Annotated in this window: 16 protein-coding genes; 8 read left to right on the top strand and 8 right to left on the bottom strand. The window is 57.8% G+C overall.

Translation table 11 applies throughout. The annotated features are described in order from the left end of the window. The first annotated feature begins 274 nt into the window (after positions 1–274). The 5 genes from ACA074_RS16680 to hcnC all read left to right on the top strand — a co-directional run bounded on the left by ACA074_RS16680 (position 275) and on the right by hcnC (position 5176). The gene (locus ACA074_RS16680) at positions 275–1216 is read left to right on the top strand and encodes a hypothetical protein (protein WP_401267595.1); all 942 of its coding nucleotides are present in this window, start codon (positions 275–277) and stop codon (positions 1214–1216) included. 209 nt (positions 1217–1425) lie between these two features. Next, positions 1426–1965 carry a hypothetical protein gene (locus ACA074_RS16675; protein ID WP_401267596.1) on the top strand — a complete coding sequence of 180 codons (540 nt, stop codon included), beginning with the start codon at positions 1426–1428 and terminating at the stop codon, positions 1963–1965. Positions 1966–2203: 238 nt separating this feature from the next. Continuing rightward, positions 2204–2518, top strand: a complete 315-nt coding sequence (locus ACA074_RS16670; RefSeq protein WP_095190222.1) for a (2Fe-2S)-binding protein — start codon at positions 2204–2206, stop codon at positions 2516–2518. Next, positions 2515–3924 (top strand): cyanide-forming glycine dehydrogenase subunit HcnB, encoded by a 1410-nt coding sequence (gene hcnB / locus ACA074_RS16665; protein WP_497677418.1) that lies wholly within the window; start codon positions 2515–2517, stop codon positions 3922–3924. The genes ACA074_RS16670 and hcnB overlap by 4 nt, the downstream gene beginning before the upstream one ends. Beyond that, a complete protein-coding gene (gene hcnC, locus ACA074_RS16660; RefSeq protein ID WP_401267603.1) occupies positions 3917–5176 on the top strand; it encodes a cyanide-forming glycine dehydrogenase subunit HcnC in 1260 nt (419 codons plus the stop codon). The genes hcnB and hcnC overlap by 8 nt, the downstream gene beginning before the upstream one ends. A 128-nt stretch (positions 5177–5304) precedes the next feature. Here the strand turns inward: hcnC and ACA074_RS16655 are convergent, their stop codons facing one another. Next, positions 5305–7113, bottom strand: coding sequence for a monovalent cation:proton antiporter-2 (CPA2) family protein (locus ACA074_RS16655; RefSeq protein WP_187678393.1), 1809 nt, complete (start codon positions 7111–7113; stop codon positions 5305–5307). A gap of 127 nt (positions 7114–7240) precedes the next feature. Here ACA074_RS16655 and ACA074_RS16650 point away from each other — a divergent pair, with 127 nt between their 5' ends. Beyond that, a complete protein-coding gene (locus tag ACA074_RS16650; protein WP_187678392.1) occupies positions 7241–8155 on the top strand; it encodes a LysR family transcriptional regulator in 915 nt (304 codons plus the stop codon). On the opposite strand, the gene ACA074_RS16645 is transcribed toward ACA074_RS16650, so the two are convergent. Both ACA074_RS16645 and ACA074_RS16640 read right to left on the bottom strand, forming a co-directional pair. Beyond that, positions 8145–8912 carry a substrate-binding domain-containing protein gene (locus ACA074_RS16645; protein ID WP_401267607.1) on the bottom strand — a complete coding sequence of 256 codons (768 nt, stop codon included), beginning with the start codon at positions 8910–8912 and terminating at the stop codon, positions 8145–8147. The two genes, ACA074_RS16650 and ACA074_RS16645, sit on opposite strands and share 11 nt — an antisense overlap. Positions 8913–8924: 12 nt before the next feature. Further along, on the bottom strand, positions 8925–10217 hold the full coding sequence (locus tag ACA074_RS16640; RefSeq protein WP_401267609.1) for an MFS transporter: 1293 nt from the start codon (positions 10215–10217) through the stop codon (positions 8925–8927). Positions 10218–10511: 294 nt separating this feature from the next. Here ACA074_RS16640 and ACA074_RS16635 point away from each other — a divergent pair, with 294 nt between their 5' ends. Next, positions 10512–10820 carry an RcnB family protein gene (locus ACA074_RS16635; protein ID WP_187678389.1) on the top strand — a complete coding sequence of 103 codons (309 nt, stop codon included), beginning with the start codon at positions 10512–10514 and terminating at the stop codon, positions 10818–10820. A gap of 106 nt (positions 10821–10926) precedes the next feature. On the opposite strand, the gene ACA074_RS16630 is transcribed toward ACA074_RS16635, so the two are convergent. Together ACA074_RS16630 and ACA074_RS16625 are read right to left on the bottom strand one after the other, a co-directional pair. Then, positions 10927–12684, bottom strand: coding sequence for a hypothetical protein (locus ACA074_RS16630; RefSeq protein WP_497677417.1), 1758 nt, complete (start codon positions 12682–12684; stop codon positions 10927–10929). A gap of 141 nt (positions 12685–12825) precedes the next feature. Next, positions 12826–13902, bottom strand: a complete 1077-nt coding sequence (locus tag ACA074_RS16625) for a diguanylate cyclase domain-containing protein (protein ID WP_497677416.1) — start codon at positions 13900–13902, stop codon at positions 12826–12828. Between the two features lie 164 nt (positions 13903–14066). On the opposite strand from ACA074_RS16625, the gene ACA074_RS16620 reads away from it, so the two are divergent. Beyond that, positions 14067–14405, top strand: a complete 339-nt coding sequence (locus ACA074_RS16620; RefSeq protein ID WP_497677415.1) for an FKBP-type peptidyl-prolyl cis-trans isomerase — start codon at positions 14067–14069, stop codon at positions 14403–14405. Between the two features lie 84 nt (positions 14406–14489). Here the strand turns inward: ACA074_RS16620 and ACA074_RS16615 are convergent, their stop codons facing one another. The 3 genes from ACA074_RS16615 to ACA074_RS16605 form a co-directional block, all read right to left on the bottom strand. Beyond that, positions 14490–14801 carry a helix-turn-helix domain-containing protein gene (locus ACA074_RS16615; RefSeq protein ID WP_497614523.1) on the bottom strand — a complete coding sequence of 104 codons (312 nt, stop codon included), beginning with the start codon at positions 14799–14801 and terminating at the stop codon, positions 14490–14492. Between the two features lie 152 nt (positions 14802–14953). Continuing rightward, positions 14954–15223 (bottom strand): hypothetical protein, encoded by a 270-nt coding sequence (locus tag ACA074_RS16610; RefSeq protein WP_497677414.1) that lies wholly within the window; start codon positions 15221–15223, stop codon positions 14954–14956. Positions 15224–15225: 2 nt separating this feature from the next. After that, entirely contained in the window at positions 15226–15600 is a 375-nt protein-coding gene (locus tag ACA074_RS16605) for a DUF6124 family protein (protein WP_497677413.1), read from the bottom strand. Between the last annotated feature and the right edge of the window lie 43 nt (positions 15601–15643).

The raw sequence follows: 15643 nt of genomic DNA, 5'->3' as shown, positions 1-15643 counted from the left end.
CAGCATTTTGCCAAGAATTTTCCGCGGCGCTTTAAATTAACTTTCATCTTCGGGCTATGGCGTACGCAAATGTCGACGCCTGCTGCAATCGATGCCAATGCATAAAACCCGCTGAAATCGGCTGCACTTTGCAAATTGCAACGTCCTAAGAAGTTCATCTTTTTTAACTTGTTGAAATTTAATGACTTATTAATTCTTGGCGACTGGCACGGTCACTGCAATTCATGTTTCGACGAGTTGTAACACCATTTTTCATGCCTGGAGCACTACAACAATGAATAGATCCTCTGATGGGTTTTATCCTGCCTACGAAGGAGAGTCGAGCAACGTCTCAGGCGTGTCCTGGGGGGCGATTTTCGCCGGTGCGGCGGCGGCCGCAGCACTGTCGATGATTTTGGTGCTGCTCGGCTTCGGTTTGGGATTCTCTGCGGTTTCACCATGGGCCGGTGAGGGCATCAGCGCCAAGGGCTTGGGTATTACGACGATTGTCTGGCTGGCGGCGACGCAAATCATTGCTTCCGGTCTGGGTGGCTATATTGCCGGTCGCCTGCGAGTGAAATGGGCGAACATGCACGGTGACGAAGTGTACTTCCGCGACACCGCTCATGGGTTCCTGGCGTGGTGCGTGGCCACACTGGTGACTGCGATTCTGGTGGTCGGCTCGGTCAGCAGCGTAATCAGCGGTGGCGTTCAGGCCGGTGCCAGTGTGGTCGGTGGTGCAGCAAGCGCTGTGACCCAGGCAGCCGGTTCCGCAGCGGCGAACACTGACAGCAACCAGTACGGTTATTACATCGACAACCTGTTCCGCGATGACCGTCCGGCGTCTGTCAGTGATGACGCCGCCCATGGTGCAGTAGCGCGAATCTTTACCCAAAGCCTGGCCAACGGTCAGCTCAGCGCCGAAGACCGCACTTACCTCGCGCAACTGGTAGCGCAACGTACCAACCTGAGTCAGGCCGACGCTGAGCGTCGTGTCGACGAGGTGTATGCCCGCACCCAGAAAGCCATCGCCGACGCCAAGTTGAAAGCCCAGCAAGCTGCCGACACCGCCGCCAAAGTCGCAGCCTTGACCTCGCTGTGGATGTTCATCGCGCTGTTGGCCGGTGCCTTCTTCGCCAGTCTCGCGGCAACCTACGGCGGTCGTCGTCGGGATGCGGTCGAGTACGTTGAAGTCGATACCTACACCACTACCACCACTGTGCCTCCAGTCCGTTAAAAAGGGAGAATCACCATGCGCTCATTACTGCTGTTTTTCCTCGGCGTACCGATCCCGATCATTATCCTGATCGCCCTGTTCGTGCACTGATTGCTCTATTGGGGCTTTTGCCTCGGCCGCTACCACCCTCGGGTGGTAGCGGCTTTTTGCTTTCTGCGGGGCCAGCGGCAACGGGTCGGCCGTTGCTCGCACGTTTAAGGATGAATGAGTTGAACAAGCGGGAAATCAAGCGGCAACTGATCGAGATGCTCGACGCCGGCCGGTCCAAGACTGAAACCTTCAACGCGCTGTCCGGTGGCAAGGTCAAGGATCGAGTGTTGGCGGCGTGGATCGGGGGGCGCCCGGACCCGACCCTTAGAAAACGACATTCAGGCAAAGTGACCTTCCTGGTGGTGCTGACGGGCATTCTGGGGCTGATCGGTATGCTGGCTGGATTTGTTCAAATCAACGATGGTGGCATCGCTATGGCTTTGGCCATGATGCTGATTATCGGCGTCATTCCGCTGTTGTTTGCGTGGGGCTTCTACAAGGGGATCGCGGTGGTTTACACGATCTATGTCACTTTCACGATCAGCCAGGTTCCGCGCATGTTTGTAGGCTACAGCGAAGAGCCGGTGTCGACTGTGCTCGGCGTGGTTTTCACGCTGGCTATGATGTTCTACGCCGCCTGGGTCAAATCGCTGCTGTTCCCGGATCTCGCCTTGATTGGCGCGAAAAAGATCAAAGGCCAGTTCGTCTTCTCCAACTGATCGTTAAACAATGCGACTGTTTCACTGGCCTGGATCAATATTTCCGTTGGCGCTATCACCTAACGTAAATGTTCCAGGCCTTTGCTGAGGTATGAACTACAGTGCTTCTCGCGCACCTTGTTGCGCTGACGAAGTACCCGCGCCGACGCGCTAATCACAGTAAAAAATGCGTCGACGAGGCGTAGTGCAGCAAGGAGCTGACACAACCTCAACTGAATCTTCACGGATGAACACCGCAATGCACTGCCTAGAACGAACCTTCGATATCCAGCCCTTGGCGCAGGCGGATATGACCGTCCACATCAACGGCCAACCGGTCACTGCCGCCATCGGCGAAACCGTCCTCAGCGTTATTCAATCCCTCGGTGTGCGCCAGATTGCACGCAACGATCATGACCAGATCAGCGGCGCCTACTGCGGCATGGGCGTGTGCCAGTGCTGCCTGGTGAAAATCAACGGTCGCCACAAACGCCGCGCCTGCCAGACCGTCGTGCGTGACGGCATGCAGATTGAAACCCAGGTCAACCGCGTCGCCGCGCAGGAGGTTGTATGAGCCTGCAACCGGTCATCGTCGGCGGTGGCCCGGCGGGGATGGCGGCGGCCATCGAACTGGCGCGCCACGGCGTGCGTTGTACGCTGCTGGAAGAAGCCTCGCGACTCGGCGGCGTGGTCTATCGCGGGCCGTTGCGCGACGGCGTGCAGCTGGATTATCTGGGGCCGCGTTACTCCGAAGCATTGGGCAAACTGCACGGCGAATTCCAGGAACAATCCGGGCTGATCGACGTGCACCTCAATCATCGCGTGGTCGGCGCCGAAGGCACCCGTGCGCTGGTGGTGCTGGACGGCGACGAGCAACTGCACGAAATCGAGTATCCGCAATTGCTGCTGGCTGCCGGTTGCCACGAACGCAGCGTGCCGTTTCCCGGCTGGACCTTGCCGGGGGTGATTCTGCTTGGCGGCCTGCAACTGCAAATCAAGAGTGGCGTGGTCAAGCCGCAAGGGCCGGTGATCATTGCCGGCACCGGGCCGTTACTGCCGCTGGTGGCGACACAACTGCATGCTTCAGGCGTCAAAGTCGCGGGCGTGTATGAGGCCTGCGCGTTCGGCAAGATCGCCCGCGAAAGCCTGGCGCTGCTGAATAAGCCGCAACTGTTCCTCGATGGCTTGAGCATGCTCGCCTACCTGAAACTGCATGGCATCGCGATGAACTACGGCTGGGGGGTGGTCGAAGCCCACGGCGAGGGCGAGCTCAAAAGCGTCAGCGTCGCGCCGTACTCGGCCACCTGGGAGCCGGACATGTCCCGTGTCGAGCGCTTTGAAGCGAAGACGCTGGCGGTCGGTTACGGCTTCATTCCGCGCACGCAACTCAGTCAGCAGATGGGCCTGGATCACGGCTTCAGCGATGACGGCTATCTGCGCGCCAATTCGAACATCTGGCAGCAAAGCAACGAGCCGCATGTGCATCTTGCCGGTGACATGGGCGGGATTCGCGGTGGTGAAGCGGCGATGCTCGCGGGCAAGATCGCGGCGACGTCGATCCTGCTGCAACGTGGTGTGCTTGAAGAGGAGCTGGCGCGGGTACGCCGCGATCGCTATCTGGGCAAACTGAAAGCCATCGTGCGTTTCCGCGCGGCAGTCGATCGCTACACCGAACGCGGCGTCGGCCAGACTGCATTGCCGGCCGCCGACACGGTGATCTGCCGTTGCGAACACGCGACCCGCGCCGATATCGACCGGGCGCTGGAGCAAGGCGTGCAAGACATCGCCAGCCTGAAAATGCGTACCCGCGTGAGCATGGGCGATTGCCAGGGTCGCATGTGCGTCGGCTATTGCAGCGACCGTTTGCGCCAGGCCACCGGGCGCAAAGATGTCGGTTGGCTGCGCCCGCGCTTCCCGATTGATCCGATCCCTTTTTCCGCGTTCCAGAATGTCGGCACGGAGGCCGCTTCCCATGAGTAAGTTCTACGACGTGATCATCGCCGGCGGCGGTGTGATCGGGGCGTCCTGCGCTTATCAATTGTCCAAACGCAAAGAGCTCAAGGTTGCACTGATCGACGCCAAGCGTCCGGGCAACGCGACCCGTGCGTCGGCCGGTGGGTTATGGGCGATTGGCGAGTCGGTAGGGCTTGGCTGTGGGGTGATTTTCTTTCGCATGATGTCGGCTAACCGCAAGCGCGAAACCCAAGGCGCGGCAGTGGCGGTGGACGCGAGCACACCGCACATTCTGCCGGAGTCGTTTTTCGATTTCGCCTTGCAATCCAACGCGCTGTACCCGGCGCTGCACCGTGAGTTGAAAGACAACCACGGCATGGATTTCAAGTTCGAAAAGACCGGGCTGAAATTCGTGATTTATGACGACGAGGATCGGCTCTACGCCGAGCACATCGTCGGCTGCATTCCGCATCTGGCCGATCAGGTGCGCTGGCTCGATCAAGCCGCGCTGCGCGAAGCCGAACCGAGCGTCAGCCATGAAGCACGCGGGGCGCTGGAGTTTCTCTGCGATCACCAGGTCAGCCCGTTCCGCCTCGCCGATGCCTACATGGAAGGGGCGCGGCAGAATGGCGTCGACATCTTCGTCAACACCAACGTCACCGGCGTGTTGCATCACGGCACTCGTGTGACCGGCGTACAGACCACCGAGGAGGGCGTGTTCCACTGCAAGACGCTGATCAACGCCGGTGGTGCCTGGGCGGCGGATTTGAGCGAGTGGGCCACCGGCATTCGCATTCCGGTGAAGCCGGTGAAAGGCCAGATTCTGCTGACCGAGCGCATGCCGAAAATCCTCAACGGCTGCCTGACCACCAGCGATTGCTACGTGGCGCAAAAGGACAACGGTGAGATCCTGATTGGCAGCACCACCGAAGACAAAGGTTTCGACGTCACCACCACCTACCCGGAAATCGCCGGGCTGGTGCAGGGCGCGGTGCGTTGTCTGCCGGAGCTCAAAGACGTCAACCTGAAACGCACCTGGGCCGGGTTGCGTCCGGGCTCGCCGGATGAGTTGCCGATCCTCGGGCCGATGCGTGGGGTGGAGGGTTATCTGAATGCCTGCGGGCACTTCCGCACCGGGATTCTGACCTCGGCGATTACCGGCGTGTTGCTGGACAAACTGGTCAACGACGAGCCGTTGCCGCTGGACATCACGCCGTTTCTGGCGGATCGGTTTGAGACTGCCCCGGTCAAGCAGGAACTCGAGCTGGAAATGGCCTGACCTGAGTCCACCACCATCCCCTGTGGGAGCGAGCCTGCTCGCGAAGGCAATCTGTCAGTTGTCGAAGTGTTGGCTGACACAGCACTTTCGCGAACAGGCTCGCTCCCACATTGGGATTTGAGTAAGACTCACGCCTTGCGCGATTCCTCTTCCAGCTGATCCGACTCAAACAACCGCGCCAGTTCCGCCCGGGCTTCCTGGGCGGTTTGCAGGACTTTGGCGGCGTCATCGTAGACCGCGTGTTGTGCCTCCAGCACCTGTTCGTCATGGTGTTTGAAGCGCTTGATCCGCGCATCGGCCTGCGCCTGGGTCAGGCCGAGGCCGACCAGCGTGCGCCGGCTCATTTCCAGACTGGAGTAATAAGTCTCACGAATCGCTTCAGCGCCGACATCCACCAAGCGGTGAACGTGCTGACGGTTACGTGCCCGGGCGATGATTTTCATGTGCGGGTAAAGCTTGCGGACAATCTCGGCGGTCTTGATGTTGGTCTCCGGATCATCCGTGGCAATCACAAAATATTCCGCCTCGCCGACCTTGGCCGCATTGAGGATTTCCGGGCGCATCGGGTCGCCGTAGAACACCGGCACGCCACCGAAGCTGCGCGACAGTTCGATGGTTTCCACCGAGGTGTCCAGTGCCACGAACTTGATGTTCTGCGCGCGCAGAATACGCGCAACGATCTGGCCCATCCGCCCCATGCCGGCGATCACCACGCGCGGGGCGTCGGTGTCGATCTCGCGGAACTTCTCCGGCACTTCCACCGGTTGCACCTTGGGGCTGACCAGTCGCGCGCAGATCAACAGCAACAATGGCGTCACCGCCATCGAGAGAGTGATGGTCAGCACCAGCAAGTCGTACAAACGCGGTTCGAACAGACCCTGATCGCGACCGATCTTGAACACCACAAAGGCAAACTCACCGCCCGCTGCCAACACGATGCCGAGGCGTATGGCACTGATCTTGTTCAGCCCGCCGGCCAGACGCCCCACCAAAAACAACAGCGGCAGCTTCAAGCCAATCAACAGCAGCGTCAGCCCGAGCACAGTGATCGGCGCACTGAGCAACAGACCGAGATTGGCGCCCATGCCGACGCTGATGAAAAACAGCCCGAGCAGCAGGCCTTTGAACGGTTCGATCTGCGCTTCCAGTTCATGGCGATACTCTGAATCCGCCAGCAGCAAACCGGCCAGAAACGCCCCCAGCGCCATCGACACACCGACCAGATCCATCAACCACGCCGTGCCGATCACCACCAGCAACGCCGTGGCGGTCGACACTTCCGGCAAGCCGGTTTTCGCCACCACGCGGAACACCGGACGCAACAGATAGCGCCCGCCGACCACCACCACGGCAATGCCGCCGAGCACCTGCAAACTATGACGCACATCGTCAGCGGTGCTGGTGTGGTGATCGACACCCGCGAGCATCGGCACCAGCGCGATCAACGGGATCGCGGCGATGTCCTGGAACAGCAGAATCGCGAAGGCCAGACGTCCGTGGGGGCTGGTCAGCTCCTTGCGTTCGGCCAGGCTTTGCAGGCCGAACGCGGTGGACGACAGCGCCAGACCGAGGCCCAGCACAATCGCACTGTTCAGCGGCTGCCCGAAGACCGACAACGCCAGCACGCCGATCACCGAGGCGGTCAGCAGCACCTGTGCCAGACCCACGCCAAACACCGATTTGCGCATCACCCACAACCGTCGCGGCGACAGCTCAAGGCCGATGATGAACAGCAGCAACACCACGCCCAACTCAGAGATATGCGCCACGCTCTGCGGATTGCCGATCAGGCCCAGCACCGACGGCCCGATGATGACCCCGGCAAACAGATAACCGAGCACAGCGCCCAGCTGCAGACGTTTGGCCAAGGGCACGGTGAGCACGGCGGCGAACAGAAACACGACAGCGGCTTGTAACAGATTGCCTTCATGGGGCATTGATTGACTCCTGACAGCGGTACGGCGGGGGTGACAAGGATAAGGGCGATCTTCATCGAGCCTGTAATAAATTGCATCAATTGGTTACATTTATAGCCTCAGCGAATCAATCTTTCGAGTCTCCGCCATGGCCATCAACTTCGACCTCAACGACCTGCAAGCCTTTCGCGCGGTGGTCGAGCAGGGCAGTTTCCGCAAGGCCGCCGACACCGTGCGCCTATCGCAGCCAGCACTGAGCCGGCGCATCGAGAAACTCGAAGACGCCCTCGGCGTGAAGCTGTTCGAACGCACCACCCGCAAGGTCAGCCTGACTCAGGCCGGGCGCGGTTTCATGCCGAGTGTCGAGCGCTTGCTGGATGATCTCGACGTGGCGTTGCTCGGTATCAGCGAAGTGGCTTCGACCCGCTTGGGTCACGTCACTGTCGCCTGCGTACCCTCGGCGGCGTATTACTTCATGCCGCGCGTGGTCGCCCATTACCACCGGCAATTCCCGCGGATCAAAGTCAAAGTGCTCGACTCCAGCGCTCACGATGTACTGAGCGCCGTGGTCAATGGCGAGGCGGATTTCGGTTTGAGTTTTTTGGGCACACAGGATGCCAAAGTCGACTTCGAGCCGCTTGTGCAGGAGTGCTACGTCGTCGCGTGCCGCCGCGATCATCCGTTGGCCGGGCGTAGCAGCGTGACGTGGGACGAGTTTTATCAGCAGGATTACATCTCGCTGGACAAAACCTCGGGCAATCGTTTTTTGCTCGATCAGGCGCTGAGCAGCGTGGTGCCGCAGCGCCAGAGCATCTGCGAAACCCGGCATGTGACGACGATGATTGGTCTGGTGGAGGCGGGGTTGGGTGTGGCAGCCGTGCCGCTGATGGCGCTGCCGGGGCCGGATCATCCGATCCTGACGCGCGTGCCGCTGACCGATCCGCAAGTGATGCGCAGTGTCGGCATCATCAAGCGCCGGGGTCGCACATTGACCCCGGCGGCATTGGAGCTGGAGCGGCTGGTGGTGGAAATGAAAGTCCAGCCGCCAACGATCAGCGCTTGACCGAATCCAGCCCGGTAGCCTGCACGTCAGCCTGGGCGGCGGGTGCGGCGAGGTAGGCGAGCAACGCTTTGGCTTCGGCTGGATGCTGCGCGCCGACCGGAATCCCGGCAGCGAAGCGCGTCACTGACTGCACCGATTCAGGAATCTTCGAGACAAAACTCACCCCCGGCACCGGCAACAATTCGCTGACCTGTTGGAAGCCCAATTGATAATCACCGGTGGCGACCACCGAACCCACCGGGATTTTCGCGATCATCTTGGCCTTCGGCTTGAGTTGATCTTCGATCCCGAGTTTCTTGAACAACTGCTCCTCGATGTACACGCCGCTGGCGCTGTCGGAGTAGGCCACCGACTGCGCGTCGAGCAGGGTTTTCTTCAAGGCTTCGACGTTGCTGATGTCTGGCTTCGGCGTGCCTTCGCGCACCACCAGGCCGATCCGCGAATCGGCTAGCTCAACCCGCGAAGCCGGATCGACTTTGCCTTGCTTGATCAGATCGTCGAGGGCGTAGCCGACCATGATCACCACGTCTGCGTGTTCACCGCGTGCGAGACGATTGGGGATCGCCTCCGGTGCCTTGCCCATCGATGGGCCGAGCTGGGTGTCGAGCGTATTGCCCGTCGCGGCGGCGAATTTCGGCCCAAGGATTTTATAGGCAGCAGTGAAGCCGCCCGAGGTCATCACCCGCACCTCTTCGGCGTGCGCCAAAGCGCTGAAAGCCAAAAGGGCGAGGGCGGTGAGGTTGAATAGTTTTTTCATGTTGAAGGCTCCTTATGCTGCAACGGGTTGCAGACGGCCGCCCGCGCGGCGATAGAGGTACAGCGTGGCGAGCAACGCACACAGCGCACCGATGCTCATCCAGTAACCCGGCGCGGCTTTGTCGCCGGTGTACTGGATCAGGAAAGTCGACATTGCTGGCGTGAACCCGCCGAAAATCGCCGTGGCCAGGCTGTAGGCCAGCGAGAAACCCGCGACCCGGACTTCCACCGGCATGATCTCGGTGAGCGCCGGAATCATCGCGCCGTTGTACAGGCCGTAGATAAACGACAGCCACAGCAACGACAGCAACATGTGGCTGAAGCTCGGCGCCTGCACCAGGTACGACAGCGCCGGGTAAGTCGTGGCCAGCGCCAGCAGCGACATGGCGATCAGCACCGGACGACGGCCGATGCGGTCGGACAACATGCCGCCAATCGGCAACCAGAAGAAGTTCGATACACCGACCAACAGGGTCACCAGCAACGCATCGGACGTGCTCAGGTGCAGCACGGTTTTGCCGAAGGTCGGCGCATACACGGTGATCAGGTAGAACGCCGTGGTGGTCAGCGCGACCATCAACATCCCGCCGAGCACCACGCCCCAGTTTTGACCCAACGTGCGGAACACTTCTTTCATGCTCGGACGATGTTTGCGTGCGGCGAACTCTTCGGTTTCCGCCAGATTCCGGCGCAGGAAAAAAATGAACGGCACAATCATGCAACCGACGAAAAACGGAATGCGCCAGCCCCAATCGGCAACCACCTCTGGCGCCATCCACGCATTCAGCGCGTAGCCCAACGCGGCGGCAACGATGATCGCCACTTGTTGGCTGGCCGACTGCCAAGCAGTGAAAAAGCCTTTGCGACCGGGCGTGGCGATCTCGGAGAGGTAAACCGAAACGCCGCCCAGTTCTGCACCGGCCGAGAAGCCTTGCAGCAAGCGCCCGATCAACACCAACGCCGGGGCGAACAAACCGATGGTTTCGTATCCGGGCACCAGCACAATCAATATCGTGCCGCTGGCCATGATCGACAGGGTGACGATCAAACCCTTGCGACGACCGACGTCATCGATGTACGCACCCAGCACGATGGCCCCCAGCGGACGCATCAAAAAGCCTGCGCCGAACACTGCAAAAGTCATCATCAGGGAGGCGAATTCACTGCTCGCCGGAAAGAACACCGCCGCGATCTGCGTGGCGTAGAAACCGAACAGAAAGAAGTCGAACTGTTCGAGGAAGTTGCCCGAGGTCACCCGGAAAATGGCGCCGGCCCGCGAGCCGCCGTGTGGGATTGAGGCTGTCATAGAAAAGTACTCCACCGCTTTTATGACGTGCGCTACGGGAGGGCGGCGCACGGTTTTTATTGAGGCGGATGGTGGCGCAGGTGTAACAATATGTTAATTGCATTGTTGGCATGGATTGATGTGCAAAGCGGATCAATCCCTTCAGGCAATTGATAAACCTGTGGGAGCCAGCCTGCTGGCGATGGCGGCGTGGCTGACGACGGCAATCTTCTGATCCACACGCGCAAAAACAAGGAATGTTTCCAGATATCAGTAGTCGGAGTTCAGGTATCAGCCATCTCAAGAAGTTCACCGATGAACAGCAAAACCCTAATCGCCAGCCTGGCCCTCGTCGCCGGCATTGCCGGGATCAGCCCACTTGTTCAAGCGGCGCAAACCTCAAGCGAACCCGCCGTGCAATCCCCGGTCAGCGACCGTGAATTGAAGGTCAATGACCGTGCCCCCGACGTTTATCAGCGCAGCGAGAAAGCGTTGAAAAACTGGAAGCAGAAAGGCTTGAAAGCACCGGTCGAACAGGCGCAGTGGGTGCAAATCAACGACAAGTACGTGATGGTGATGATCACCAACGGGACGATTGTCGAGATGCAACCGGTCGAGCGTTAACTATCAGTTTTATCAATACCGGTTTGTTCAAAACTCAAGCGGTCAGCCTGTGTGGTCAGCCTGTGTGGTCAGGCTGACCCTCATTCGATTACTCATATCTTATTGCTTATATAACGTCACAGCGAATTTTTAAGCCTCCTAGTTGGTAGGTGGCTTGAGTGTTTCGATACAGCTCATAATTGATTGAGTTCTGTCGCCCGCTAGTTGTTTCGCCAAAATACGCATCAACAATGCGTTCAGGATCTTTGAGTTGCTCGTCCTTTAATGTGTACTCTTCTTTGATGTTTAGATTGTGGCTGAGTGAGATTTTTCCGTTCTTCAGAAGATTTCGGAACAGATTCCATTCGTAAAAACACACGCCTTCATGAACGTGGAAATTCAGGAATGGTAAGTTGTGCAGCAATAAGAAGTGGCTGTTGTCTTCGGTGGCGGCTGCGAGTCCCAGTCCCTTTAGCTTGTCTTTTATACCGGGTTCTCCTAGGTTGTTCTTGAGGGTGAGTAATTGTAAAACGTACCCTGCTTTGAAATCGGACTTCTGCAATATTTCATATTGTTCGCTCAAAAATGTAGGTTGCGCACTCAGGCGGTATTTGGCCTGGATGAAATAGAAGATCTTATGAGTCGTGTCCTCCAGAACCAGGTCAATGTCATAACCTTTGATTTTTGCTTTGTTTCCGGACTTGAAGCCTTTGTATACCTTGTATCTTTGTTCGTCGATATCTCGAATGTATTCGATCATGTGCTCTTGTTCGAAATTCTTGCCGAACAGGCTTTTCACGTCGTGCGTATTTTTAGGGTCTTTCGTGTCACCCAGTAGAAACCCGACCAGTTTTTTCAAGCCATACTTGAAATTCAGTACGCCACGAATATATTCGCTACCTCGAACCGCAATAAAGCTCTGTGCCGAGTCAACCTTCGGCAATGTCTCGGTGGACAATGCACTGGTCATATAGCTCAGCGATGCGGGGTTGACATAAGCCGAGAACGCCGCGCAATGAGTAGTTCGATGGCCTTGAAGTACGCGCATCTCCAGAAATGCAGCAATGAACACGATGTCCCTGAGATACAGGTACCTGCTGTTTTTCTCAAGCACTGGAGATATGAAGCCAACGTGGATGGAAAGACATTTATCAAGAATATAGTTAGTCAGGTTTTCCTTTTCTTCGAAAGAAAGCGATCTGCCTTGGATAACTGAACTGCCAATGTTTTGCAAATAGAATCGATCGCTCATGTTGGAGTGAAATTCCGAAGTCTCGGCGAGCCATCGTTGTCGAAGACCAGGCAGCAAAGCCGGGGTGGGCTCAATTAGCAGTTCGCCGCGCTTGTATTTTGCTCGCATAAGGCCCTGGTCAAGCAAAAAATTTGTTTCACTCAGATAATAAGTCGTCCAGAGTTTCTGGTGGCGTAAAGTTGCGTAAAAGAAAGATTCATCAAGATCGAGATTCTCGGTCACACGATTGCATGTGTACTCGAGCTTGGTGAACAGAGTGTTTGTCAGGTAGAAAGACAGTGATTCCTGGGCTGCCGGGGTCGTGTTGAAGAAGTAACCTGCAGGTATTTCTACGTTGAAGTATTGCTTGAGTGTGGTCATGTAGAGTTCGAAGTTGTTACTGCCGATTAATTCCGGGTTGGGTTGAAGTTGAGATTTACATGAGTCCTTTATCGCGCGCAGATTTTTAGAAAGTTCGGAGCCTATCAACGACTTCAGTTGCTTGCTCGTCAGGAATATTCGCAACAAACGGGAACGATGCAAAAATCGGGTATGCCATTTGGGTGCTGGGCAGGTTTTATCCAGGTACTCGATGTTTCTCAGGGGGTTCTGAAGAAAGTGTATTAGGCTTGGATCGACTTGCTTGAAAAGCATTGTGTGAATCCTCGTCACGAGTGTATTGGCTGCACCGTTATACGAAAATTCAATGCAGAGTTCCATAAACACGCGTTGATTCAATGCGAAGGAGATTTCGATCCTCCTGACACATTTTTTGCATGCATCCTTACTGAACCATTACTCCACCCGGCTTGGGGTTAGCGTCTGCCCACCCCCCAACCGATACTGATTATTCCCACTGCGCTTGGCCTCATACATTGCCAGATCGGCGATGTGCAAAAGCCTGTCCATGGTCGACGCATGATCGGGAAACACCGCGACGCCCAGACTGGTTCCGATGTGGCGCTGGTCGTTGCCGATGCTGATCGGTGGGGACAGTTCGATGAAGATTTTCTGACAGATACTGCGGGCTTCATCCTGCAGGTCAAGGCCCGGCGTCAGTCCTTGCAGTACCACCACGAATTCGTCGCCGCCGATACGCGCGACGGTGTCGGTCGCGCGCAGGATGCGTTGCAGGCGTGTGGCGGTGGTGATCAATACGCGGTCGCCAGCGGCGTGACCGTAGCGGTCGTTGATGTTTTTGAACCCGTTGAGATCGACAAACACCAGCGCCACCCGAGTGCTGCTCTGGCGCGCCTGATCCAGCGCTTCCGACAGCCGCTCCTCCAGCACCAGACGATTGGGCAGGCCGGTCAACGGATCGAAATGGGCGAGATGCTGGAGGTAACTGGCGGAGGCTTTTTCTTCAGTGATGTCGCGCACTACGCCCATCATTTTGATCACTGCGTCGTGGTCGTTTTTCACCACATTGCCGGTTTCCCTCAGCCAGCGAATCGTGCCGTCGCGCCAGACCACGCGGTACTCCTCGTCGTGATTTTCCCCGGTTTCCAGGCAGCGCAATTCACCGGCGCGAACCCTGACGCGGTCGTCCGGGTGTACGCAGGAACAGAACAATGCATAGGACGGAGTGATTTCGCCGATCTTGAAGCCAAACATGCCGTAGATCGCGTCCGACCAATACAACCGATCGGTGTCGACCTCCCAGTCCCAGGTGCCGATGCGCGCAAAATACTGGCTGCGCTTGAAGCGCTCGACGTCGCCGTCCTGATGAATGTTCTGGCCATCGGCGGCGCGGGTCAGCAGCTCACGGTACTCGTCGAGCTGCTTGCACAAACCGCGCTCGCGCCAGATTAGCAGGACGATGACGGCAAGCATCACCGTGCCGATTGCAAGACTTATCCAGAGTTGGGTCATTCGGGAGCTGCCGGCATGGCGAAGCGATCCGTGAAGTAGTGGCGGTTGGCTATCTTAATGGTTCTGATACGGGTTCGGATACAGCGCCTATCTTCGTAAATGGGTTGCGAACTACCGGCAATTCTGGGAAAACGGCGGCCGGCCGAACATATAGAGTGAATGTCATGAATGATGAACTGCAGGTAATCGATCTTGAGGTGGGCGAGGGCAAAGCCGTCGTCAAAGGCGCACTGATCACCACCCACTACACCGGCTGGCTGGAAGACGCCACCGAGTTCGATTCTTCCCACAGCCGTTGCAAACCGTTTCAGTGCGTGATCGGTACCGGGCGGGTGATCAAGGGCTGGGATCAGGGACTGATGGGCATGCAGGTCGGTGGCAAACGCAAATTGTTGGTGCCGGCGCATTTGGGATATGGCGAGCGGACGATGGGCAAAATTCCGCCGAATTCGAATCTTGTGTTTGAGATTGAGTTGTTGGAAGTGCTGACACGGGAGGATTGAGGTGGGCGGGGACCGTTTTGGCCGTGAGAGGGGCGAAGCCCCTCATCATTTGGTTGAGCGTGCTGGCGGCGGGTCAGCGTTCTTTCAGGCCCATTGCAGCGGTTGGCCCATCGGGAAGCAGATGTCTACCTCCAGCTTTGCTGCGGCTGACAGATTGACCAGCGCATCCAAAGAGAACTTGTCGATTTTGCCATTGAGTACGTCGTTGAGTCGCGGCTGAGTAATGCCCAAGCGTTGAGCAGCTTCTTTTTGAGGCAGCTCCCACGCTCGAATGGTCTCGCAAAGCGTGCGCATAAGCTTGGCCCGCAGGCGCATATTGGCGGCATCTTGCGGCGTGTCTTCCAGTGCATCCCAGACATTTGAATAGCGCTGGAAGCGCGGATGATGTTCCTTCATGACTTAAGCCTTCCTGGAGTCTGGCTTTCAGATATTCGTCAGCAGAAAGGAAGCCTTCGCGAGCAGGCTCGCTCCTACAGTTGATTGCGGTTGAGTACACCGCAGATCAATGTGGGAGCGAGCTTGCTCGCGAAGAACGATCACGCGGTCAATCAGGCCGCGTGCGCCATCTCGGCCAGTGTGTCGGTCACGGTCCTTTGCAGTGAGGGGAAGCGGCGTGTCACGCGGTGCAGTGCGGGCAGCACGGCGTCGACTTCCAGCTCATCGAGTCGGGCGAGGGCGGTGACGGCGGAGGCGACGATGGTTTCTCGTTCGCTTTCGAAGAGCACCAGGCAGGCGTTCTGCGCCCAGCGTCTGTCCCGTTCGTTGAAGCCCATGGCAATCAATGCCGCGACGACCTGTGCATCTGTTTTATGGGTCATGGTCATTGCCTCGGGTCGAGTTTGTCGAGGGCGCGGTTGACCGCGAGTTCGCCGAGCATGACGATTTGCTGGATACCGAGAACGGTGTTGCGGTAGGGCGAGTCGAGCAGGGCGGCGAAGTCGCTGAGCATGACGCTGGCCGAAGCCATGGATTCGCAGGCGTGGGCCATGAGGTCTTCGGTGCCTGTGTTCGGGTCAACGAGGAACATGGTGCTGGGTTTGCGTGGTGGTGAAGGCGGTGTGGGTTTCAGATAATGATCGAGGGCGCGTTCGGCGGCTTCGTGAAGTTTTCTGGAGCCCGGGGTGGAATAGGGGGACGTTGGATTCGGATCGATTTCCGCGCCTGTTTCAGGCGGATTTGGCGTAACTTTGAACATTTCTTAGAACCTTTTAATGAGGCCGACACGTCCATTGCGACTA

Source organism: Pseudomonas sp. LBUM1655 (assembly GCF_059716085.1).
This window is presented reverse-complemented; position numbering and strand designations above follow the sequence as displayed.

Coding starts and splice junctions, on each gene's coding strand:
- ACA074_RS16680 (WP_401267595.1), top strand. CDS start 275: ATGAATAGATCCTCTGATGGGTTTTATCCTGCCTACGAAGGAGAGTCG.
- ACA074_RS16670 (WP_095190222.1), top strand. CDS start 2,204: ATGCACTGCCTAGAACGAACCTTCGATATCCAGCCCTTGGCGCAGGCG.
- hcnB (WP_497677418.1), top strand. CDS start 2,515: ATGAGCCTGCAACCGGTCATCGTCGGCGGTGGCCCGGCGGGGATGGCG.
- hcnC (WP_401267603.1), top strand. CDS start 3,917: ATGAGTAAGTTCTACGACGTGATCATCGCCGGCGGCGGTGTGATCGGG.
- ACA074_RS16655 (WP_187678393.1), bottom strand. CDS start 7,113: ATGCCCCATGAAGGCAATCTGTTACAAGCCGCTGTCGTGTTTCTGTTC.
- ACA074_RS16650 (WP_187678392.1), top strand. CDS start 7,241: ATGGCCATCAACTTCGACCTCAACGACCTGCAAGCCTTTCGCGCGGTG.
- ACA074_RS16645 (WP_401267607.1), bottom strand. CDS start 8,912: ATGAAAAAACTATTCAACCTCACCGCCCTCGCCCTTTTGGCTTTCAGC.
- ACA074_RS16640 (WP_401267609.1), bottom strand. CDS start 10,217: ATGACAGCCTCAATCCCACACGGCGGCTCGCGGGCCGGCGCCATTTTC.
- ACA074_RS16635 (WP_187678389.1), top strand. CDS start 10,512: ATGAACAGCAAAACCCTAATCGCCAGCCTGGCCCTCGTCGCCGGCATT.
- ACA074_RS16630 (WP_497677417.1), bottom strand. CDS start 12,684: ATGCTTTTCAAGCAAGTCGATCCAAGCCTAATACACTTTCTTCAGAAC.
- ACA074_RS16625 (WP_497677416.1), bottom strand. CDS start 13,902: ATGACCCAACTCTGGATAAGTCTTGCAATCGGCACGGTGATGCTTGCC.
- ACA074_RS16620 (WP_497677415.1), top strand. CDS start 14,067: ATGAATGATGAACTGCAGGTAATCGATCTTGAGGTGGGCGAGGGCAAA.
- ACA074_RS16615 (WP_497614523.1), bottom strand. CDS start 14,801: ATGAAGGAACATCATCCGCGCTTCCAGCGCTATTCAAATGTCTGGGAT.
- ACA074_RS16610 (WP_497677414.1), bottom strand. CDS start 15,223: ATGACCCATAAAACAGATGCACAGGTCGTCGCGGCATTGATTGCCATG.
- ACA074_RS16605 (WP_497677413.1), bottom strand. CDS start 15,600: ATGTTCAAAGTTACGCCAAATCCGCCTGAAACAGGCGCGGAAATCGAT.